Source organism: Bacillus sp. 5w2 (assembly GCF_054353775.1).
Genome location: NZ_JBTIWT010000010.1, coordinates 158695 through 180338 on the forward strand (window position 1 = coordinate 158695; position 21644 = coordinate 180338).

The window sequence follows — 21644 nt, forward strand, 5'->3', positions numbered from 1 at the left end:
AATCCTCCTTTCCAATTTTTCTATGTTCTAATAGTAATAAATTAGGCACACTGTTTTAGATATAGTGTAATCAGCTTCTTAAATTCTTTTTAAATATTTCAATTATTCACCAGTTAAATTATTAATAAATCTTATTTTTCCATTTTCAGAAACTAATTGTAAATCACTACCTATTGGTAGCTCGTATATTCCCAGAATGGCCAGTTCAATATTTGCTACGGCATTAAAATCACACAACGCTAAATTTTCAGAATTATTAATATAATCATCATCATCAATTTTCGAAAATAATTTCCAACCATCATCTGCTGCTTCTATTAAATTTTCTCTCAATATCCGTTTCAATTTTCCTGTTTTATTAATTATATTTTTTGAAACAATACAGGCACCAGTTTTTTAATAATTTAATAGGTTTTTTTGATTCATTTTTCCCCATTCCTCTAATTAATTATGAAATAACCCTTTCATTTTAACTTTCTATTAATCATGTAATTTACTTAAGAACTCTGTGAACGTATTAGCAACAAAAAATACATTTTCCCTTGCAACTTTCTCTGCTTCTTCTGTTGTAATCCCTTCACTTTTTATTAACACTTTTTTCTCCCATGCGCCTTCATGCTCCCAATAGATGACAATTGGATTTTCTTCATGATTTTTATAATCAAAACAGATCAAATTTCCTGAAGGATCAATTGCAAAAGGAATAACCTGATTAGGAATTGTTCCTTTATAATTTTCATAAATCTTTAATATATTCTCTATGCGTTTTTCATCATAAGAAAGTAACGAGCCAAATACCCGCTCTACTTCGTTTACATCAAAAGCTTCGGGTTCTGCACTTGCACCATTATTTTCAAGTACACATTCAATATAATCTTGTGGAAAATGAACGCCCATTTTTCGGGCTACCTCTAGCACATAATGCCGACTAACAAGTTTATCTGGGTTATCCCATTCTATATGACTCATCTAATACCATCTCCCCATAATTTATTTTCATCTAAGTGGTTGATACCAATTGCACTTTATCTGGAATTTGGTATTATCGCTATTCTACAAATGAATGCTCAAACTTTCATGAGTTATTAATTCAATTTAAATATATCTATTAATTTTGATTTTTTAAAGGTTATTATTTTTCACTTCCTCAAACCACTCATCAGCAAAATCATCCGCCGTTTTTATATCATCATTTGTATGGATTAAATCATACTCATATTCAGCTTTAAACTTACCACTCTTAGCATCGTATATTAATTTCATCTCAGTTGGCATATCTTTTTCGTATTCTTTGCATAACATTTCAATTCCTTCGATATCTTCACTTATAATTTGTAGAACCTGAAACATTTGTTCTGGAGATACATCATATCTTTTTTCTCCATTTTCCAATGCATCATTAACCTTGTGACACTCTACATACTTATTGTTAATGAAATAAAAGAAACTACTAGAAATCATATCTTCTTCACATGAAGCGTACACATATACTTTATCAGCTCTATCTTCAACATATTCCATACATATGGATATCATATCAGCTTGCAATTCACTAAATCTATCTTCAAACTCTTTCATACTACATTACACTCCTTTTATAAAATTTTAAATTTTGCATTACCTGGCTTACCACCTATATTGTAAGTAACTATAAATTTGTATAGACTCATATCATTCCCAAAGTATATTACATCAACCTTAACTGTTACTTCTTTTGGTGATTTTTCTTTTAAAGCTGCAGCTCATTTATTTTCAACTTATTTATATTTCTTCAAATTCACATCAGTTAATTGCGAAACTAAACTTTCAATTTCAGGTGAACCTTCAAATCTATCACCTGCCAAATGTCCTGCATAATCTTGCCCTTTTACGCAGCTAAACATTTAACTTTTTAATAATTTAAGATACTTAGTATTCTTCGGATTCCCAAAACATCTACCTTCTGATTTTTTATTGGCAATACTAAAAAATTCTTTTGCGGTTTCTAAATCACCTAATTCAAAAGAAACTTTTCCTGCAATAAATTCCTTATCACCGGAATCTATACGTGCAAATCCAGTTAAAAATATTTTATCTGCCCACTCTTTTGCTTTTTTTAAATCATTTAGCATAAAACAAGTGGAGATAATATCCTTAACTAAATGGTAACTCTCTTCACAATAAATACCTTTAGGGTCAGGTATTATATCCCATGCCTCTTCTAATAACACAATAGAATGATTATAGTTACCATTATTAAATTGTTCATTGCTTTTTTCCAAAAGACTTTCGAATTCTTCTTTTATAGGTGATTGTAAAATGGCCATATTTATCCTCCTCAAATCATATCCTTAATCAATTCAAAATACTTATCATCCTCATTAAAAAAGAGTTTATAGCCTTCTAAAATGTAAGCTCTTAACAGATACTCCTTAGCTTTATCAAGCTCCCCACACTCGAATAAACTCTCTCCAAGCCTCAGTAAAATAAATGGATTTGAAATACCATCCGGACAGTTTCGTGCATTATATAAATTACTTTTTGCTTTCTCATACTCACAATTTAAAAAATAAGTATCTCCTAATGCTGTATAAATCCATGTACTTGTTTCCCAATCGGTCTTCGGTAACGGAACCAAATCCAGAGCAGCTATATAGCTCTCTATTGCTTTATCATCTTTTCCTTTTTCAACAAAAGCATCTCCTTTGTTACATAATCTCACAATTCGGTCATACACTTGATCGTTGAGTTCCAATATAAATCCTCCCAATAATTATTTATTTGTTGGCAAGTAGTTTTCATTTAACTTTGTACCTGCGAATCGATTTAAACTATCATGATCTAATACATAATTATTGGAGTCTAACATCCATTCTCTAACCGCTGGGGACTTCACTCCATAATGTCTACCTGTATGTACTATTCCACCATAAAACTACATCAGTTAAATGAGTCATATCTGCTTGATCTAGAGGATACCATTTATTATCACTTGCCATAAATTCTATTTCACCATCACGTTTTGTACGGATTTTTGATGAAATTGAATTTCCCATTCTTTCCATTTACTTCTCTCCCCGTATTGGAGCCTTTCCCAGGCGTATTCCCCAACAGGTCGATGCCATTTTCCATTTGATCTTGATTGATAATAGCCTTTAGGTACATTACCCGTACCCTATGTTGTAATCTTAAAATAAAAAGCACTTGTTGTCTTTAGCTGACAATCAAGTACTCAAAGTTCATCTCTTTTAAATAGCATTAATTTTGTAAGTTTTAGAGTACTATGGCACCTTTTATATGTATTGACAACTACTACGTAAAAACTTATGGGTTTATTGGTTTCATGCCCATTCCATGTGTTTATATTCACCACTATGTAAAATTTCATTTTGCCTAAGCTCGTACTTTGTTTTCTATTCTATCATCGTACATTGTACTCCATGATGGTACTACCTTCATGGGCTCTGAATTTCAGCATATCATCTTTCATGTTGTCCAAAGTAAATATCCATAAAAAGCACATCATTAATTCATAATTTAAAAATATCCTTGTTCAATTTCGCAAATAACTACTCGAAATAAAGGTTATAATCTATCTCAACCTTACTAAGACCATCTAGTACTTTCTCTACCCTATTAGTCAAGTCTACTATTTCTTCATGTGTCAGTTCGTTTGTAACATCTAAATCTTTAAACATACTTAATCTCTTTGTTATCCCTTCAACATATCCAATAAAGACCTTATTTTTGGATAACAATATTTCACCTACAGCAGTATCAACAATAAAGTCTTCTACCTTTCCAACATTTATATATTCATTAACAGTTCTCGCTATTGCATAATCATGTCCCCTATTTAATTTTAAATAATCATTATAGTCTTCGTTAATCACCTCAAATATTTCATTATATTCCCAGTCTTCCATGATATCACTCCTCTTTTATAGTTTAAGTCTTTCATCGTTATTGCGAATAACTTCCAATTCAATATTCTTATATTTATTAGCAAATTCAGCTATTACTTTGCTACAACTATCACACGTATCTATTTATCTAAATGATATAATTTTACCAGTAATATTTACAGCATACCCCAGTTTTAAAGCAATTTCATTCAAAAACATATACTCAATCTTACAATTTTTTATATCTGTTAAAAAACCAGCATCCATGGTCAATGGATACTGGCATAATATTCTTACGTATCAAACATATTATAACAAGTAAATGTAATACCTCTAGTCTTGTTCTTTTAATCCAATGTTTTCTCTTTTAATATCAAGTACATCTGAAACACCACATTCATCAAATTTTCCTATTAAATATTCATGTCCTTTTTGTAAAGCTTTGATTCTTTCTTCTGTATAAATAGGTATTAAAGTATAAAAATTAATCATTCTATTTTCTGAATCTACAAAACTTCTTACCTCTTTAGATCTACCGATTAAAATACATGATAATTCTGTATTAGAAGCAAATGGCATTGGAGGTTCTCCATTTGGAAGAATGACCCCTTCCTCTAACCAACCATCATATTTATGAGGTATGTGAGCAGCCATTCTCACCCACTTCAAAGGCCAATAATTATCTTTGTTCGTCAATTCTGTTTTGTTTATTGGCCAATTTGCAGGCAACTTTAATACTAATTCAGCATACTTAAATCCCTTACTGTCTTCCGAATCATCCATTGCAAAATCACTCATCCCAGTAGTCACAAGAGTTATAAAATCATGTTTTTTTGATGGCAATATAATTTGAATATCAATTGATACCTTACTACCGGGTATGATTTCACTGATAGTATCCTCAATGGGGCCGAATTGTTCTGTTATATAATCTAAAATCTCAGTTTTTTCATTTTCCCCAGTATCTTTATATGCCCCTCTTTTAGTAGCATCCAATAAATTCGCTATTTCTATTTGCCCTTGTTCATGTGCAAATGCTAACGCATTCATATTTTTCATATATTCTCCCGTGTACTTAACGTGAATGTCAATTCCATTTTCAATCAGAAGTTTTACAATATCTATATATCCACCCTGAATAGCACCAAACAAAGGATTCCTTTCCGGTTCACTCGTATCCATTTCAGCTCCACAAGTCAATAGATACCTAACAATTTCAAACTGTCCTTTTGAAGCCGCTTGGTTAAGTGCCCCACCACCATATACATCACCGCGCTTATTTATATCAGCACCTAATTCTATAAGTCGCTTGACTATTTCAAGCTTTCCATGTGTGGCTGCAACATGAAGAAAAGTTCCAAACGGTCTCATCGACATATTCAAGAGCTCAGTATCTGAACCAATTAACTCAACTACACCTTTAACATTATTTTGCTTAATGGCTGTACGAATTCCTTTAGCTAGTTGAATATTTTGCATATTAATCCCCTTATCTCAACTTCTTTTTTTCTCCGTAAAGATGCCGATAATTTTCTTATAGCGTTATTCAAATTAACTCGTAATGGTACTACATTTTAAAGTTCATTGTATCCACACCCAAAACACTATTCTTTATGCTGCTCTTTTAGCATTTCCATTCCGTACAAAAATCTCTTAATAGAATCCTCGTTCTTCAATAATTTACTTAAGTATAGTAACACATCAAACTCTTCAGGATCTGCATCATAATAGATCATTCCCGGATCAATAAAAGGCTCGTAAACTATATGGCAGATATTTCGGCCTGCTATTGTTACACTAAAACATCTTTCATATTTGGAAATATACCTATTTACACAAATGAAATTGCCTATCGATGTTTCAAATGAAAGTCCATTATAGAAAAAATATAATTTGTTATTTTTAATATATATACCAACTACCTGCCCATCTTCACTAAATCCTCCAACACCTTGTCTAACCAACTCTACCTTGTTCTTTTCGACTATTGAATATCCGCTACTTTCTAACATGATATATGTTCCTACCTTGGAGTAATTATTCATTATTATCATAAATTGCCTCTCCTAATGCTTTCATTCTAATAGTATATGTATTACATCATCTTTTTACATTGATTATTAAACTAATATGAATTTGTATTAATCTACTATAAGTTTTAATATGCTCAATCCAGTACTAGTACAATCCACTGTACTCAAACTTTCTTCCCTTCATGAATGTCCAAATATTTCTTTTTGAAATTAGATTTAGGTATGAGGTTAAATTGTATATTCCCATATTGTCATTCATACGAATTTACCTCTGGAAGATACTCATAATTATAGCCAACTTTAAATTTACCATCTATCATCAATAGGTATACTATATTGATAAATTCCAACAAATTCTAATTCGTTACTTTTATATTTAACCTTTCTTTGCTTAGCATTGTATCCCATATTGTAAATTAAAATGGCTGCGTTAAATTTCTTTTCACAGTTTGTATACTTAAATCGTTGAATAAATTGATCAACGTAAGAAAAACCTTTCAATAAATCCTTTATATTATTTTTTGATTGACTAACCCATTCCTTTTCAACTAAATCACGATCATAATAAATCAAATTAAAGTCCTTTTCGAAATTAGAAGATATACTATCTCCATCTTCTGTATATTCATTATTTGTATAATTCAAAAATTCATCCTTACTCTCAAAATTTCCAACCCATATGGATACTTTCTCTTTCATAATTCTACTACCTTTCTATTCACACATTCTTTTATACATAAACCTACAAACTATTTATTAAACTTTCTTCTCATCATTATTAGTAATAGGATCGTCATTTAATACATACTTTTTGCCTATAGTTAAAAATTCAGTTCTATCATTTGAATCCTCCTAGTTATTTTGTATTAATATTACTAGCTCCTATGTTGGTAACTTCACATGAAGCGTAAATATATACTTTATCCGCTCTATCTTCAACATATTCCATACATATGGATATCATATCAGCTTGCAATTCACTAAATCTATCTTCAAACTCTTTCATACTACATTTCCCTCCTTTTATAAAATTTTTAATTTTGCATTACCTGGCTTACCATCTATATTGTAAGTAACTATAAATTTGTATAGACTCATATCATTCCCAAAGTATATTACATCAACCTTAACTGTTACTTCTTTTGGTGATTTTTCTTTTAAAGCTGCAGCTCATATATTACGAATGAATAATTAAACAATATTATTGTCTCTATAAAAATAGGCTTCAAAATTTAAAGTACAACATCCTGATAACCTACCTCTGTTACTTCACCTTTCATAAGACAAAGACCTAATCCATTTTCCATATCCCACGTACAGTCAAATGTAAGTCCAATATCAAGAAAATCGATAAGATCATTATCCGGAATAAAAATTCCAACTAAGGTTATTTTTTCAAGAACTTGAGTAGCTGTTTCTATTAAAGGATAACTTTCGTTAGGCTCAACATCGTAACCAAGTTCATCTCTTTTTTGTTTATAATAATCTAATATAGACTCTAAAATACTTTGTTGTAATTGTAGCCATCTTTCTATTAAAAAGTTATATGCCGTATATTGTTCTTTCTCAAAATGACCATCATCTTCTCCCCTAACTATTAACGTCACCTTAACTTCGTTCCCAAAAAAATCAATGTTTTTATATCCAATCCAATCATAATTATTAAACTCAAGTTCGCCAAAATCGGCATCATTTATTTTCATTACATATCTCCTTTATTGTTTACTCTTTCTCCCGAAGTTCGTTCCACCCTATTTACGTGTACTTCCATTAAGTAATGTTTCTTGATCTTTTATGAAGAATGGGGTATTGTCCATGTCTTTTGCTAATATATTTTCAATTATATAATATTAGCAAATTTTGTTAACTTGAATTCATATAAAATAATTTTATAGCATTGCATGCACTAATAAAAAAAGCACTTGGTTGCCTTAAGTTCATTTTTTTGGGTGAACATACATTTATAAGCTTTATAATAGCAGCACGATACCTTTTATATCCTACACAAATGATATATTAAAATTTATGTTTTTGTTATTTTAGTACTTGTATCATTTGAAACCCCATCCAATATACTTATTTTTTTAACTGAATGTCTAATATAAGTTGTTCAATACTATCAGCTAAAATTTCATACGTTCCATTTTCAAAGTCTTCTAATTTAACTACACCCGTATTATTATCAATTACTATCAAAAAACCAGTTTCACCTTCTACACCTAATGGTATATTATCTAATTTATCTTCATGAGTTTCTTTATAACCAATTAATTGAACAACAAAATTATTTAATTCAATCCCTGGTAATACTGGTTCGAGTATTATATTATACGATTTATAAAAACCGGCCAATTCTGCAAACCAATAAGAATTAAAATACTCTTTAATTGATTCATGAAAAATAATCCCTAGTCCTTCCTCTATATCTAGAAAATCATGAATTACATTTTTTTCAACAGGTTTCCAACATATATATTCCTCTTCGTCAATTTCATCTTCATATATAGTCGGTATAACTGCCTCATTCCATGGTACCTTAGGCAATGAATTATTAAATCCATGCCATACTTCTATAAGTTGTTCAAAATATTTCAGCATCTCTGCCTTCATCTTAATTCACTCCATTTAAAAAATTATTATTTATTAAGAAGTTTTTGGAGCATCTCTGCATACGGACTATCACTACCCTATATACCTAAACGCTTCTCGGCAGTACGAATTCCTCCAAATTCCGGATGTAAAGGTTTCGGTATTTCAGCCGCTTGTCCTCCACCACCAATAGGATGGTGAATTAATTGAGTTCCTCGCAAACCTTGTGCGTCATATTAATCAAAATATCTTTTAAAAACAGCATTATTAACCGGCGTATTTAGAGTTGGATGTTTCCCTTCATTTTCACCATCACTTTTTGTACGGATTTTCGATGAAATTGAATTTCCCATTCTTTCCATTTACTTCTCTCCCCGTATTGGAGCCTTTCCCAGGCGTATTCCCCAACAGGTCGATGCCATTTTCCATTTGATCTTGATTGATAATAGCCTTTAAGTACATTACCCGTACCCTATGTTGTAATCTTAAAATAAAAAGCACTTGTTGTCTTTAGCTGACAATCAAGTACTCAAAGTTCATCTCTTTTAAATAGCATTAATTTTGTAAGTTTTAGAGTACTATGGCACCTTTTATATGTATTGACAACTACTACGTAAAAACTTACGAGTTTGTACGAGTTCATTAGTTTCATATATTTATATTCGTCGCATAGTATTAAGGCACATGCTCCTTATTATTACTGAACTGGCCCCATAAAATGAGTAATAATACGAATATGTTCTTTCAATTTGATTTTTTTTAAATTCTCTACTTTTTCTGCTCCACCAAGCCCTAACAAAGGGATGTATCCAAAACACTCGTCATAAGACACTTCTCCATATGTTTCTACTGCTTTTGGATATGGTTTCCATTTCAAATACTCTTCTCGAAATTTTTCCGAATCCAAACTTTTAAAAAAGTATAGAAAGTTTGGCATAAGTGTTTTAAGTACCCCGTATCTAAAATTAAGCAATCTTACATAACCATCAGCCCAGATGACTAAATCCCCCATACTTGTTGCAAATAAAACTAAAGAATCCGTATATCTTTGGCTACTCTCTTGTAAGATATCAATGTACTCTTCTGGATTGACACTTTTAAAATACCCCGCCATAAATGTTCCAAATCCATAATCCTGCCATAAATCTATTATTTCTTTAGGGGTTATATTTTTATACTTTTCAATGAGTTCACTCGGAACTTTATTATGTAACTTAAAATCTTTTACATATTGCTCCATTTATACTCCTCCACTACGTTAACTTTACATTTAGTCCTTCTTTATTAATAGCGTCTTCAAATTCTGCTATCGTACCTTCTTTTTCGTGTTGCATAAACTGTTTATGGTAAGGATTTTTTTTCGTAAATCACTCGCAATTTCCTCATCCTGGTAACCATATAATAAAGAACTTATTCTCTGTATATAACCATCTGAATTTTCTATACACTTTTCAAAACACTCAATACAATGGTTTACTAATGTGTCATCAACTAAAGCAATTGGTTCTGGATAATATTTGACACCTTCTTTTTCAAATGCTTTTCTACTAGTGTAAGCAACTGCATCAATAATGCAGTTCCATGCTATGACATCTACTTCATTAACTGACATCTCTTGAATTATAGTTATACCATTTTCTTCATTATCCAATAAATCATAAAGAATATCCCCTATATTTTCTTTATCTTCTACCCACTCCCAACACTTATATATTACTTCTTGGGCAAAAATTTTCTCTTCTTTTTGAGAAAATACCGACAAAACTTTTTCTGAAAGTCCAAGAAAAAATATTACTTTGCCGTCTTCTGTTAACCTATCGAAGTTTATATTAGCCATAATCAACCTCCAACTATTCAACTTACTTTCCATTTCTTATTTCTAGATTAAGCCTACCATTTACTTTAATACTTTCGTCAATTTCTAAAGTTACTTCGATTATTAACTGAATCGCTTTAACACACCAAGTGGACCTTTATCTTTCGCCAATTCCTGATAACATTTTATACATACAACTGAAGGATTTGTTAGTTAAAATAGGATTATTCGGAAATTCCCCTATGGAGCACACTCATGAAAGTTTACTAAACATGGTAATTTTATAATTTAAACCTTATCACCAAGATCTTTGTCATTACCGTGGACAAATACTATGATAAAACCACCTTTACCTAGTTACGCTTCAAAACCAATTACAATCCACTCATCTACATAACTCCAAAAACTGATATTATATTTGGGCTTTACTTTTGCAGACCAAAAGGTAGCAGTGTTATCAATACAATTATTGTAATCTATAGCTACGTAGCTCCCCATACCATTAGTGAAAAAACCAAACGATGAATCTAGGTTGATTTTTATAGGCTCTTCTAAATCATCAATAATACTCCATTCAATATCCTCGTCCCCAAGATATGTTACTGATTCAAGTGGAACTAAGCCCATTGATTCACTCGCATAGTAATAAAATCCATCATGAACATTTTCATAAAAACTTCGAATTGAAGCAGGTATTTTATCCCATGCATCCTCTAATTCTATTTTTTTTTGTCCCTTTTGAGGATTACACCCTTCGTAATATAATATGTCTCCTTTGGAATTTCTTATTGTGTATAAAATCGAATAAGTCCCTTCTACATCCATAATTTCAACATTTGTTAGATGTTTATTTAGATAGGAGATCGTATTCCGTAATTCAGTCCCTACATTTCCCCCCCATATGTTCAGAAGTAAATCAATTCTCCCTTTAATATCGTCATTATAAAACAGTTCTCTCCATTCAATTGGTATCTCATTATCATCCAGTCTACTAATTTCATCGATTGTTAATATTCGTACATTTTTATTGTACCTTTTTAAATAATTAAGTTTTTGATCCATCTACTATTCATCTCCCATTTTTCTTTGTTTATTAAAGTCGTCAATCTGTTCCTGTATCTTTCTTTCAAGTACTTTTTCTTTAACCATCCTTTATTTGAGCTAACTGATTCTGCTTTATTTAGATTTTTATACGTTCTTATGTCACCTTCTTTTGGTAACAGTTTTTTTGAAGCTACTTCTTTTACAAGATTACCTGTGCCCTTAACAACATAACTTTCCAAGTTCGAGGTTCTACTCTGCATACTGAATACCTTCCTTAAAGGCCACAAAAACTTCTTTTTACACTTTCATTAATTCATACTTCTACACCTTTAATAAAAGAAAGTCTATTATCGAAATATTTCGTTAGTTTATTTTTAATTATATAATATTACTAATATATGTTAGCCTTAATTCATAAAAATAATTAAATTTATAACATGCCTATCTATTAAAAAAGCACTTGTCTTTAATCGACAAGTGCTTTAATTTCATATGTGCTTGTAAAATATAAAATAAGCAGTAAGTCTAATTCATTAGAACGAACCTTATACCTCTACTGGCCCCATAAAAGCAGTAATAATAAGAATATGTTCCTTCAATTTGACCTTTTTTAAGTTCTCTACTTTTTCTGCACCACCTAACCCTAATAGAGGTGTATACCCAAAACACTCATCATACTCTAACTCATTATATTGTTTAAGCGCTTCGGGATAAGGTTGCCAAGATAAATCTTCATCTCTAAATTCTAAATCAGCAATATTTTGAAAGAAAAATTCAAATGTAAACATAATGGTCTTTACTATACCATACCTGTAATTAAGTAATCTAACATATCCATCTGACCAAATAACCAAGTCTCCCATACCCGTAGCAAACAATACTATTGAATCCTTATATCTTTGACTACTCTCCTCCAAAATCTCTTTAAATTCCTCTGGATTTACGCTTTTAAAATACCCTTGCATAAATGTACCAAATCCATAGTTACTCCAAAAATTTATTATTTCATTTGGTACTAAGTTTTTATACTTTTCAATAGTTTCACTAGGAACTTTATTATGTAACTTAAAATCTTTCAAATATTGCTCCATTTAAACTCCTCCTTTAATGTATTAACTTTACATTCAAATAAGTATTTTTTTGTTGTTCTGGTGTCATGCTTTTTTCTATTTTCTCAATGTGTTTATCAGTAATATCTATTCTATACCGCCATTGATTACCTAAGAAATAAATTATCCTTTTATACCCCATACCATCAATTCCCTAACAGCTACTTGATTAAGAACATAAAGGTCTGCTTCGATTAGGTAGTTTCTATATTTTCAAATCCTACTATGATGTTATCTATCGTTTCTATTCATTGAATTTAAATTATTTATATAATCTAAATAATCTCCTAATAAAATTATAACATGCCTTTGTATAAAAAAAGCACTTGTTGCCTTCGTAGACAATCAAGCACTTTAAGTTCATATGTTTTTTAAATAGCATAAATTTTGTAGGTCTTAGCCTGATCTTTTATTACATCTTTCTATAAAAAACTGCAGTCCAATTGCATCTAACACTTAGGCTACACTTCATATCAGACATTTTTTCATATAAATGTTCTTAGTATATTATTTTTGTAACTTTAAATTAGAAATCAACTCATCTAGACTATCCGAAATCGCTTTAAACGAACCTCGTTCAAAATTCTCCAATTCAACCTTACCACTTACATTATGTAACACAACTATCAAACCGTTCCCCTCTACACCTATCGGAGTCTTATCAACCTTATTATGATTGTTTTTATACCCTTCTAAATTACTTTCGAAGGAATCCAATTCAATATTTGGTAATACAGGTTCTAGCCTAATATAATGATTACCAATAAATCCATCTAAATCAGCAAACCAATAAGAATTAAAATAATCATCAATTGAAGTGTGCAGTTTAATTTCAAACCTTTCCTCAATCATCGTTAAATCATTCTTATTATTTTTTTCAATAGGTTTCCATGAAATTTCTTTTTCATCATCCATTTCACCCTTATATATAAATGAAGCCACTTCTTCGCTGTATGGCGTTTTAAATAAAAAATCTAACCCTTTATCAAAATATTCTTTTCTTAAATTAAAATATTTGCTCATAGCATCCTTCATTACCAAAATAATCACCCTTACTTTTCTAATCGTTCAGCATATTTTTGGTCATTTCCCCAAACTCCTGCGCTTTTCTCAGGATGATGAATCCACCCTAACCCTGGGTATGGCTTTGAGGGTACAGGCATAACCTGACCTCCACCAGGTAGAATCGGATTATAGTTCCATATGTGAGTCACTTTACCACTACTTGGATCAGTATAATAAATTTCACTATTCTTCCCCAAAGTCTTGGTTGAGGAGGAATCCCATTTAAATCGGGTTTATCACTTGATATTATCACAACAGGACTACCGTTTTTCGAAAGGATAGTGCAAGTGGGGAAACGATTGTTCGTTTCTAGTACCAACAAAAAACATACTTGGGGCATTACCATAAGGTGGCATGAATGCTAGAGCGTCAAACTTCCTAGCGATAGACGAAAAGACCTATCGTTCTAACTCAAGCCCCCACTGAAATGTTTCATCTCAGTGGGGGCTTGAGTTGATAATCTACAGCTACTTGCAAACTATCAGTCTTCTTTTCTTCTGCAACGTCTTTGCTAGAACAAGCTATTCCTGACAATGACATGATTGGAACAACTAAAGATAACAATTTACGTTTCATTTACATATTCCCTTTATTATTTTGATTTATCTGCAATACCCTTTGTTGCTTCATCAAATATCTTTGCACCTATACGTGTCTTACCCATTGACTCATGAAGTTTAGCTTGATCTTCTTGCTCTATTGCATCAAATAGAAGTTGGAAAGCATCTTCATAATATTGCATGGATTGTTTTATCTCGTTTTGTTCTCCCTCAAATCCTGAAGGTGCTTTTAATTCCTTTAGTTTCTTAGCATTTGCTTTTGCTCCACCTACACTTAGTTGGATTTCACTTTTCTTCTGTACATAAGCCTTGATGTCTGAACCTGCTATTCCTTCAATTAAGTGCATTGTATCTGCAATTGCATTCGAACTGTCTATAATGTCTTGCTTATACTTCGTAACTTCTTCTAAATTAGATACATCGTTTGACTTAGGGGCATCATCTGTTCTTTTTATCGTGTCAGAGTCCGTATCCCCCAATGCACTCTGCTTATCCTTTACAGCTTTATTTGCATTCACAGCGCCTACTCTAGATGTTTCGTCTTGGACAGGTTGGAATCCTGATATCCAATACTTATTACCTCGTTCGATTAACTCTGTGATTTCCTGTTTCTTATCAGGGTCTATATCCTTCTCATTTGCTTTAAAATACTTAGCTTGTTTTGAGTAAGCTTTACTATAACAATCAACTGCTTTTAGTAAATCTTTATGTGATTTTGCATACTCTTTTGGTGGTTCAATCTTATCAAACTTAGCAATGATTGTTTGTAACTCAGATTCTTGTTTTAGGACTTCTTTCTTTAAAGTTTTCTCATCCTTTTCTTTATTCATTGCTACTTCTACTATATTCGTGATTTTTCCCATTAACTCAGATGATAAGCTAGTCATACGTACTGGATAAATGTCTTTCGATAACTTCTCTTTTGTTTCTGCTTTAGACTCTACTTTATCCTTCGCTTTTGAGTCTACTTTATCTGTCCCACAACCTACTAATAACATAACTGGAATTGCTAACATTACGAGTTTCTTTGCTTTCATTATGTATACTCCTATTTAAAAGTTTTTTAATTGACTACCATATGGAACTGTAACATAAAATAAATAAACAAATATAAGCTCATTTTTGTTCTTAAAGGAAATTTTAGGGATTTTAATAATATGATAACATGTATTACAGTTGTAGAGAATCCCCCTTTGTATACCTTTATTCCAAATTTATCCTTATTCATCCCGAAACAAAAATACATGTGATTTTTAGAATGGGTTGTTATAAAAATATTAAGTTGATGGGTTTGGACTGAGACGTTCAAATATTGTGCGTTCTCATCAAATACCAAACATAAAAAGGATTTTACATTTAATTCACAGGAAATCTCTCTTTTACAAGATCTTCGATATTATTTGCTTCTTTAATTTCTTTTGATGATAACCAAGTTGTGTATAATGTTCCAGTCTTATTGGTTAAATCTATGACAAAATTTTTATTATCTAGTTCTTCTTTAAGCATGATGGTTACTTTGAGCAAATCCTCAATGAAAGGGGGATTATTTTCAAATATACCGTCGCTATTAAGTGCTAAAATTACTATATATTTTCGAAGTCCCTCATGATCCGAATTTATATAAGTAATATCTTTAATTGCAAATCGATCGTTTTGCATTTCATGTAATCTTTCTTCTACTTTGGTATGCGTTCTAATCCAATTTCCCCAATATTTATGGTATCTGACATCGTAGATTTCATTGTTTGTTTCCTTCATTTCTTCTACTATTTTTCCTTTTTCATCATATTTTTTAAAACTCACTAATCTCCCTAAAGCTCTATGTTCCATTAATCTTATAACACCATTTTCATAAAATTCTTTTTGTATACCTTCTAAAGTATTATTCTCTATATGTTTAATTTCTTTAATTTGTCCATTTGGATAAAAATTAACCATTTCTCCATTTTTAATTCCATCCTTAACCATATAGTAATTTGCTAAATTACCATTCTCATAACAGTCATAAATGATTCCAGTAAAAATATGCTCATTATTGTCTCGATCATATTCTACTATAAAAGAATCGTATTCATCTCCTCCATATCCAAAATCCTCTCCAAACTTTTTGCCATTATTCATAACGTATTCTCCATTTAATATTTTATCTTCCAAATTTAGAAACCTCCGATATCATTTCAAATTCCTTCAATAAATATGAGCAATGTGGACAACACTTGAACGTAATTTCACCAGGCTTATTCTTATTAATTCCTGTTCTTATAACATTTACAGTTAAATCTTTTACTCGAACATTAGGATTCCTCTTTAGTGCTTCTTTTACGCTTTCACTGAAGTTCGTTCACCGTATCTACGTACACTTCCATTAAGTAATACCTCTTGATTTTTTATGAAGAATGGGGTATTATCCAAGCCTTTTGCTACGGGAAATAAGTCTTATTTAAAATAAAGGTGACTACCATTAAATAATCTCTTGGTCTACAATCATTTATTCAATCGGCCCCATAAACTGCGTAATTAAATAAATATGTTCAATCAATTTAACTTTTTGCAGATTCTCTACTTTTTCTGTCCCTCCTAATCCAAGAAGAGGAATATAACCAAAACACTCATTATAAGCTGGTATTCCGTATTTTTGGATGGCTACTAAATAAGGATTCCATTCCATGTCTTCTTCTAAATATTCTTCTTCCTCAAGAAACCTTAAAAATAGCTCAAATTTAGAAGCAATGACTTTTGATTTTCCTTTACGATAATTTAATTGAATAATATATGATTTATCACCATATTTCTCAAGCAAAAGGATATCCCCCATACTTGTTGTAAATAATGGTATTGTATTTTGATGTCTAATATATGTTTCTTTCACAATTTCAAAATAATCTTCAGGATTAATTAACCTAAGAAATCCATTCAAGGTCGTTCCAAATCCATACTCTTTCCAAATACCAGTTAATGATTCAGGAAGTGTATTAGAATATTTTTCAATTATACTTTCAGGGACTTTTTGTTCCAGTTTAAATTCACTCATTATTTTTAAGGTATGCAAAATTTTCCCTCCTTCAATTTGTTAATTTGACATTCAAATAGATATTTTTCAATTGCTCTTCATTCACGTTCGAAGATATTTTTCAAATTTGTTCATCTAGTACATTTATTCAATCCTCCATTGAGAACATAAATACTGAATCTCCTCAGCGACTTGACCTGGATTATATAGGACTGCTTGAGTTTTCATTCATTCACTTCCTTAAGTGTTAATCCTTATTCAATTTATCTCTTAATGCTCTTTCTCCTGCTGCTTTTTGTGCTGCATTTCCTTCTATTGCTCTACATTCATCAATAAATCGCTTCCGATTTTGCTGATACTCATATACGGTTAATGCATTCATACCTTTTTCTTGATCCTTTAACTGTCTTGCAAATTCTTCTGAATCGAATTTAGTTACGTAATTAAAGTCTACTTCAATTTCATCAATTCGCGGAACGTTATCTAGGTCCTTTACTTCCCACGTATCCTTAGTAGGTACTTAAACACAAATTTAAAAAATCCACAGTATAAAATTTTATCACTGTGGATTCTAATATTTATTTTTCTTGGCAATGCACCATATCATAAGGGTAATATGAACTATCTTTCAAGATTGAGTCATCTAATTTAAAAATTTTAGCGATTGCTCCACTTTCAAAACTCCAGTAACCACTATAAATGTCATGTTTATTTTCATGTGCATCATACCATGCTTCTTCTGAATGTCCCTTATACCAATATTCCTTTATATATTTCTCTAAATTTTTTATAGCATTCTCTTGTGAAATTTTATTACTCTCAATTACTTCTTTTAATTTTAAATATGGATCTTTTACATAAAACTCACTTTGCTCATAAAAATCTGATGGCTCACCATTTCTAAAAGCAATAAAATAATTAATCAAATAATCATTTAATCCTTCTTTCCTGACCATCGCTATTAGTCTATTAAATTCTTTATCTTCAACATTTAGCATTACTGCTATAGATATCATCCATAACATACGTATATATCCACTTTCTTTATTCCACGCTTTTTCCATTATATTTATTACTTCAGGTAAAAAATCACGAATAGTTTGAATAGAACAACCCGCAGAGTACATTGCCCTTAATTTATTAAAATGATATCCCTGTAGCGCTATATATCCATTCCTTACACCTTTATCACCTTTGCCTCTTTCCCCAATAACCTTTTCAACCAATATTAAAAACTTTTCTATTCTCTTTTCCTCATAATCGATAAATTCGTTAAAATATATATCATTTTTGATTTTATCCCTTAGCATAATTTCTCTTCCACCTTTTATATGTGGTAACAACTATTACGTTAAAACTTACGAGTTTGTACGAGTTCGTTTAATATACATTCCATAATTTATATTCAGCCTCCAGTAAGATGTCATCTCGCCAAAGCTCGTACCTCTTTTTCTATTCTATCATTACACATAATACTCCATGATGGTACAACCATCATGGAGTATATAGTTCAAATATCCTATTATTTTTTATCCACTTCACATAAACTTTATTTTTCATTCATCATTATATTTTTTAATCGTGTAATTTACTTAAAAAATCAGTAAATGTATCTGCAATGTAAAATACATTTTCTCTTGCCAGTTCTTCTACTTGTGCTTCTGTTAACCCTTCTTGACGCATTAACATTTCTTTTTCGCCAGCATTCTCATGTTCCCAAAATACCACAACAGGGTTACTTTTGGCATTTTTATAGTCAAAACATATTAAATTTCCTGCTGGATCAATTGCAATAGGGAAAATCTTTTGCGGAAGCGTAGGTTTGTATATTTCATACTTTTTAACAATGTACTCACTACTTTCCTCATCAAAACTAAATAAACTGCCAAAGCAACGCTCTACATTGCCTACATTAAATTCTTCTGGTAATACACTCGCACCTCCATTTATTTTTACACACTCAATATAATCTTGAGGTAACTGGAAGCCTAATTGTAATCCAATTTCTTTAATCTTAGTTTCTGATACTTCTGCATCAGCATATTCCCACTCTAAATCTTTTCTCATCTCATACCCTCTCCCCATCATTTATTTCCACCAATATGGTTAACTGCCCCATGAATATCTTCTAATACTAATTACATCTTTCCAGGAACCTGATGATGGTGCCAAGTAACCTCCTTTATTCTAGCTCTTCCCTTTTCAATCTGATCAAGCTATTGTGGAGTAAAAAGTTCTCTTGGCACTTCACCTTTTTCAATTTTTAAACTGTATATCATCTAGCTTAATATATAAACTTTTATCTAGTTTCATTGTAATCTTAACATCATTCCCTTTAAAATATTGGGAATCTTAAAATATCAAGCCGACAAACTATAATATCAATGGTATTGCCGATGAAATTAATATTATTGAGGATTTGCGAGCGAATGTCGGTTTTTGTTGAAAAAATAAGAATGAAAAAGGCGAGCTTTTTTATTTAGATTGATTGATTCGAGTGCATGTTGGAAGTGGCAATGAATGCTTTAGAGCATTTACAGAACTTCTTTACAAGCAACGAATCGAACGAGACATGAGAAAAGCTATCCTTGAAGTTCGTAAAAACAAATTGAATAATCTACGAATTGCTGGTAAAAACAAAGAAACCATTAACTTAAACGAAGATGATAAATAAATCTTGTCATGAAATGACACTATAAAAAAAGTCAACAGACCATTACGTTCTCCTAACGTCGCTGTTGACTTTTCTTATTGGAAATGTATTTTTGTTAGTGATCAAGGAACTCACAAAATAGCATCAATTTCCTTTTACAATTTGAACAATATCTTTCTCATCTTCACTTATCAAATCATAAAATCCTACATGAACACCTTCTTTATACAACCAACATAGGTCTGTTCCATAGGGAGCATCAAAAATTTCTAACATAACTGGGGCTATTTCTAATACAGAGTTTGCTCCTAAAACTTGAAAATTACTAGAATCATTTACATATTCATCATTATCTTCTGAAGAGTAAATAGTCCACCCATTTAATTGAGGAACTTCTGATTTTTCTCTAAATGTATAACGTATTGGTTTTCCGGCTACAACATTCTTAGAAACAATAAAACCTCCATAGTCAGAATGATTAACTTTCATATTCACACTCCTCAATAAGAGTTAATAAATCATTTCTCAAAGAATACTCTTCGGTATAACCCACACCTTTTGCTCTTCTAATTTCAATTATACAATATTAACAATTTATTTTCTTTTATTAATATATACCGCGCATTATTCATTAAGTTTACATACATCTATGAAAAAAGCACTTGTTGTCCAAAATAACAATCAAGTTCTTTAATTTCATATGTTTTATAAGTAACATTAATCCGTCACTATTCTTTTTTTCAATAGTCCAACTAAAGCTAGTTAATTTGGATATTTTACATGTTTACTCGGTAATTATGCATTCCTTAATTTAACAAAAAATATTTTAAGATTTATTTTGCTCTTCATATTCTTTCATCTCTTCGAATTTTCTTCGCTCATTTTCATTACTAGGTTTCTTCCCTAAATATTTATATTCAAAATAATTCACTCGGTCACTCGGTCCAAAAGTAGATTGATACCATTTAGTATACCCATAATGAATTTTTACTTTACCCTCAGATGTCACAATCATGTCAAAAGAATACCAAGGTTCCTGATTATTTTTTATAAATATTTCCTGTAACTCTATACTTAAATGAAATAATTCATCATATTTCTTATCATATTCTTTTTCACTTACATTAAATACATCTGGTATATCATGGGAATATATATATTCATCTAATCTATCTGGGGTATTGAAAAAGAATAATACCCCACCCTCTTGGTTATGAATCTCTGCATTAAAATAAAAGATATCCCATTCTACGGGAATTGTATCATTTATTTTTTGAGCTATATTTTGATAGATTTTATTTAATTCTAATTCGAACACTTTTACATCAACCTCCTGTTTTATTAAGTATTTCACGTATTACCTTACGTTGACCTTCAATTTGGTATTTTATTTTAAATAAGTTTGGTCTTAGCGATGAACCTAAGTATACTGGTTCAATCTTTACTGATACTTTTTTAGGAGGCTTTCCACCTAATGCATTAGCCCATTCTACACCCGAACGATTAATTTGTTTATTTTGAGCGACTAAATTATCAATATGACCGGATCCATGGAATTGCGTTCCTATCAAGTGCCCACCATCATCATAATCATCATCAGGCAATCTATCTTCTCTTCCTGCAGCCACTTGCATTCCTGTGTTTCGTTTTCCTTTTTGAAGTATTAATCCTTCCGCCTCGACATCTACTATTCTACCAAGTTCATCTGTTGTATATTTATAACCGTCCTCAATAATATAGCGTACGTTTGGCGCAAGTTCTTTCCTTCCATGTTTCCTTTAATAATGTGCTTCCTTAGATCTTTCTCTTTTATTTCAGCTATCTTAGGAGTTTCACCCGTACCCTTTAGTTAAAACAAAAAGCGATAACTGGAGTACCAAT

32 protein-coding genes and 1 pseudogene are annotated in these 21644 nt (G+C 30.9%); all 33 read right to left on the reverse strand.

Annotated features, from left to right (window positions below):
- Positions 1-102: 102 nt before the first annotated feature.
- A complete protein-coding gene (locus ACXY7N_RS17895) occupies positions 103-333 on the reverse strand; it encodes an immunity protein Imm33 domain-containing protein (protein WP_483299558.1) in 231 nt (76 codons plus the stop codon).
- A gap of 147 nt (positions 334-480) precedes the next feature.
- On the reverse strand, positions 481-969 hold the full coding sequence (locus ACXY7N_RS17900; RefSeq protein WP_016087121.1) for an SMI1/KNR4 family protein: 489 nt from the start codon (positions 967-969) through the stop codon (positions 481-483).
- 153 nt (positions 970-1122) lie between these two features.
- Entirely contained in the window at positions 1123-1578 is a 456-nt protein-coding gene (locus tag ACXY7N_RS17905; RefSeq protein WP_098413140.1) for an immunity protein YezG family protein, read from the reverse strand.
- A 305-nt stretch (positions 1579-1883) separates the two neighbouring features.
- Positions 1884-2306 carry a hypothetical protein gene (locus ACXY7N_RS17910; RefSeq protein ID WP_000996346.1) on the reverse strand — a complete coding sequence of 141 codons (423 nt, stop codon included), beginning with the start codon at positions 2304-2306 and terminating at the stop codon, positions 1884-1886.
- A gap of 11 nt (positions 2307-2317) precedes the next feature.
- Positions 2318-2734: a tetratricopeptide repeat protein gene (locus ACXY7N_RS17915; protein ID WP_000422370.1), complete on the reverse strand. Its 417-nt coding sequence runs from the start codon at positions 2732-2734 to the stop codon at positions 2318-2320.
- 18 nt (positions 2735-2752) lie between these two features.
- Positions 2753-2875, reverse strand: a complete 123-nt coding sequence (locus ACXY7N_RS17920; protein WP_255290093.1) for a hypothetical protein — start codon at positions 2873-2875, stop codon at positions 2753-2755.
- A 10-nt stretch (positions 2876-2885) separates the two neighbouring features.
- A complete protein-coding gene (locus ACXY7N_RS17925; protein WP_211481063.1) occupies positions 2886-3044 on the reverse strand; it encodes a hypothetical protein in 159 nt (52 codons plus the stop codon).
- A gap of 504 nt (positions 3045-3548) precedes the next feature.
- Entirely contained in the window at positions 3549-3905 is a 357-nt protein-coding gene (locus ACXY7N_RS17930; RefSeq protein WP_098986737.1) for an Imm3 family immunity protein, read from the reverse strand.
- Positions 3906-3920: 15 nt separating this feature from the next.
- Positions 3921-4028 (reverse strand): deaminase domain-containing protein, encoded by a 108-nt coding sequence (locus ACXY7N_RS17935; RefSeq protein WP_223261054.1) that lies wholly within the window; start codon positions 4026-4028, stop codon positions 3921-3923.
- 189 nt (positions 4029-4217) lie between these two features.
- Complete coding sequence (locus ACXY7N_RS17940) at positions 4218-5363, reverse strand: suppressor of fused domain protein (RefSeq protein ID WP_016087116.1); 1146 nt, start codon at positions 5361-5363, stop codon at positions 4218-4220.
- A 125-nt stretch (positions 5364-5488) separates the two neighbouring features.
- Entirely contained in the window at positions 5489-5938 is a 450-nt protein-coding gene (locus ACXY7N_RS17945; RefSeq protein ID WP_016087115.1) for a hypothetical protein, read from the reverse strand.
- Between the two features lie 285 nt (positions 5939-6223).
- Positions 6224-6616 carry an immunity 22 family protein gene (locus ACXY7N_RS17950; protein ID WP_353811136.1) on the reverse strand — a complete coding sequence of 131 codons (393 nt, stop codon included), beginning with the start codon at positions 6614-6616 and terminating at the stop codon, positions 6224-6226.
- Between the two features lie 157 nt (positions 6617-6773).
- Complete coding sequence (locus ACXY7N_RS17955) at positions 6774-6923, reverse strand: hypothetical protein (RefSeq protein WP_176542258.1); 150 nt, start codon at positions 6921-6923, stop codon at positions 6774-6776.
- A gap of 226 nt (positions 6924-7149) precedes the next feature.
- A complete protein-coding gene (locus ACXY7N_RS17960; RefSeq protein WP_000700046.1) occupies positions 7150-7620 on the reverse strand; it encodes a DUF6985 domain-containing protein in 471 nt (156 codons plus the stop codon).
- 373 nt (positions 7621-7993) lie between these two features.
- Positions 7994-8527 (reverse strand): SecY-interacting protein Syd, encoded by a 534-nt coding sequence (locus tag ACXY7N_RS17965; RefSeq protein ID WP_098986738.1) that lies wholly within the window; start codon positions 8525-8527, stop codon positions 7994-7996.
- A gap of 77 nt (positions 8528-8604) precedes the next feature.
- The gene (locus tag ACXY7N_RS17970; protein ID WP_255302416.1) at positions 8605-8727 is read right to left on the reverse strand and encodes a hypothetical protein; all 123 of its coding nucleotides are present in this window, start codon (positions 8725-8727) and stop codon (positions 8605-8607) included.
- Between the two features lie 15 nt (positions 8728-8742).
- A complete protein-coding gene (locus ACXY7N_RS17975; protein WP_262984261.1) occupies positions 8743-8868 on the reverse strand; it encodes a hypothetical protein in 126 nt (41 codons plus the stop codon).
- 335 nt (positions 8869-9203) lie between these two features.
- A complete protein-coding gene (locus ACXY7N_RS17980) occupies positions 9204-9746 on the reverse strand; it encodes a T6SS immunity protein Tdi1 domain-containing protein (protein WP_098413139.1) in 543 nt (180 codons plus the stop codon).
- Between the two features lie 66 nt (positions 9747-9812).
- A complete protein-coding gene (locus ACXY7N_RS17985; RefSeq protein ID WP_098413138.1) occupies positions 9813-10343 on the reverse strand; it encodes an Imm6 family immunity protein in 531 nt (176 codons plus the stop codon).
- A 336-nt stretch (positions 10344-10679) separates the two neighbouring features.
- On the reverse strand, positions 10680-11384 hold the full coding sequence (locus ACXY7N_RS17990; protein WP_488592532.1) for an SMI1/KNR4 family protein: 705 nt from the start codon (positions 11382-11384) through the stop codon (positions 10680-10682).
- Positions 11360-11626, reverse strand: a complete 267-nt coding sequence (locus ACXY7N_RS17995; protein ID WP_098413136.1) for a hypothetical protein — start codon at positions 11624-11626, stop codon at positions 11360-11362. The genes ACXY7N_RS17990 and ACXY7N_RS17995 overlap by 25 nt, the downstream gene beginning before the upstream one ends.
- Before the next feature lie 285 nt (positions 11627-11911).
- Positions 11912-12457, reverse strand: coding sequence for a T6SS immunity protein Tdi1 domain-containing protein (locus ACXY7N_RS18000; RefSeq protein ID WP_061672657.1), 546 nt, complete (start codon positions 12455-12457; stop codon positions 11912-11914).
- A 13-nt stretch (positions 12458-12470) separates the two neighbouring features.
- On the reverse strand, positions 12471-12617 hold the full coding sequence (locus ACXY7N_RS18005; protein WP_116349016.1) for a polymorphic toxin type 15 domain-containing protein: 147 nt from the start codon (positions 12615-12617) through the stop codon (positions 12471-12473).
- A gap of 365 nt (positions 12618-12982) precedes the next feature.
- Positions 12983-13498 (reverse strand): SecY-interacting protein Syd, encoded by a 516-nt coding sequence (locus ACXY7N_RS18010; protein WP_016087113.1) that lies wholly within the window; start codon positions 13496-13498, stop codon positions 12983-12985.
- 634 nt (positions 13499-14132) lie between these two features.
- The gene (locus ACXY7N_RS18015; protein ID WP_016134950.1) at positions 14133-15137 is read right to left on the reverse strand and encodes a DUF7018 domain-containing (lipo)protein; all 1005 of its coding nucleotides are present in this window, start codon (positions 15135-15137) and stop codon (positions 14133-14135) included.
- A 319-nt stretch (positions 15138-15456) separates the two neighbouring features.
- Entirely contained in the window at positions 15457-16254 is a 798-nt protein-coding gene (locus ACXY7N_RS18020) for a toxin-antitoxin system YwqK family antitoxin (protein WP_353811134.1), read from the reverse strand.
- A 334-nt stretch (positions 16255-16588) separates the two neighbouring features.
- Positions 16589-17131: a T6SS immunity protein Tdi1 domain-containing protein gene (locus tag ACXY7N_RS18025; RefSeq protein WP_098986744.1), complete on the reverse strand. Its 543-nt coding sequence runs from the start codon at positions 17129-17131 to the stop codon at positions 16589-16591.
- 226 nt (positions 17132-17357) lie between these two features.
- Positions 17358-17579, reverse strand: coding sequence for a polymorphic toxin type 15 domain-containing protein (locus ACXY7N_RS18030; RefSeq protein ID WP_080117919.1), 222 nt, complete (start codon positions 17577-17579; stop codon positions 17358-17360).
- Between the two features lie 109 nt (positions 17580-17688).
- The gene (locus ACXY7N_RS18035; protein WP_454497687.1) at positions 17689-18420 is read right to left on the reverse strand and encodes a PoNi-like cognate immunity protein; all 732 of its coding nucleotides are present in this window, start codon (positions 18418-18420) and stop codon (positions 17689-17691) included.
- 265 nt (positions 18421-18685) lie between these two features.
- Positions 18686-19177, reverse strand: a complete 492-nt coding sequence (locus tag ACXY7N_RS18040) for an SMI1/KNR4 family protein (RefSeq protein ID WP_033660170.1) — start codon at positions 19175-19177, stop codon at positions 18686-18688.
- 730 nt (positions 19178-19907) lie between these two features.
- Positions 19908-20252, reverse strand: a complete 345-nt coding sequence (locus tag ACXY7N_RS18045) for a DUF2185 domain-containing protein (protein WP_061672664.1) — start codon at positions 20250-20252, stop codon at positions 19908-19910.
- A 337-nt stretch (positions 20253-20589) separates the two neighbouring features.
- On the reverse strand, positions 20590-21081 hold the full coding sequence (locus ACXY7N_RS18050; RefSeq protein ID WP_016087103.1) for an immunity protein YezG family protein: 492 nt from the start codon (positions 21079-21081) through the stop codon (positions 20590-20592).
- Positions 21082-21088: 7 nt separating this feature from the next.
- Positions 21089-21612 (reverse strand): annotated as a pseudogene (locus ACXY7N_RS18055) (DNA/RNA non-specific endonuclease); the annotation flags it as partial.
- Positions 21613-21644 lie beyond the last annotated feature (32 nt).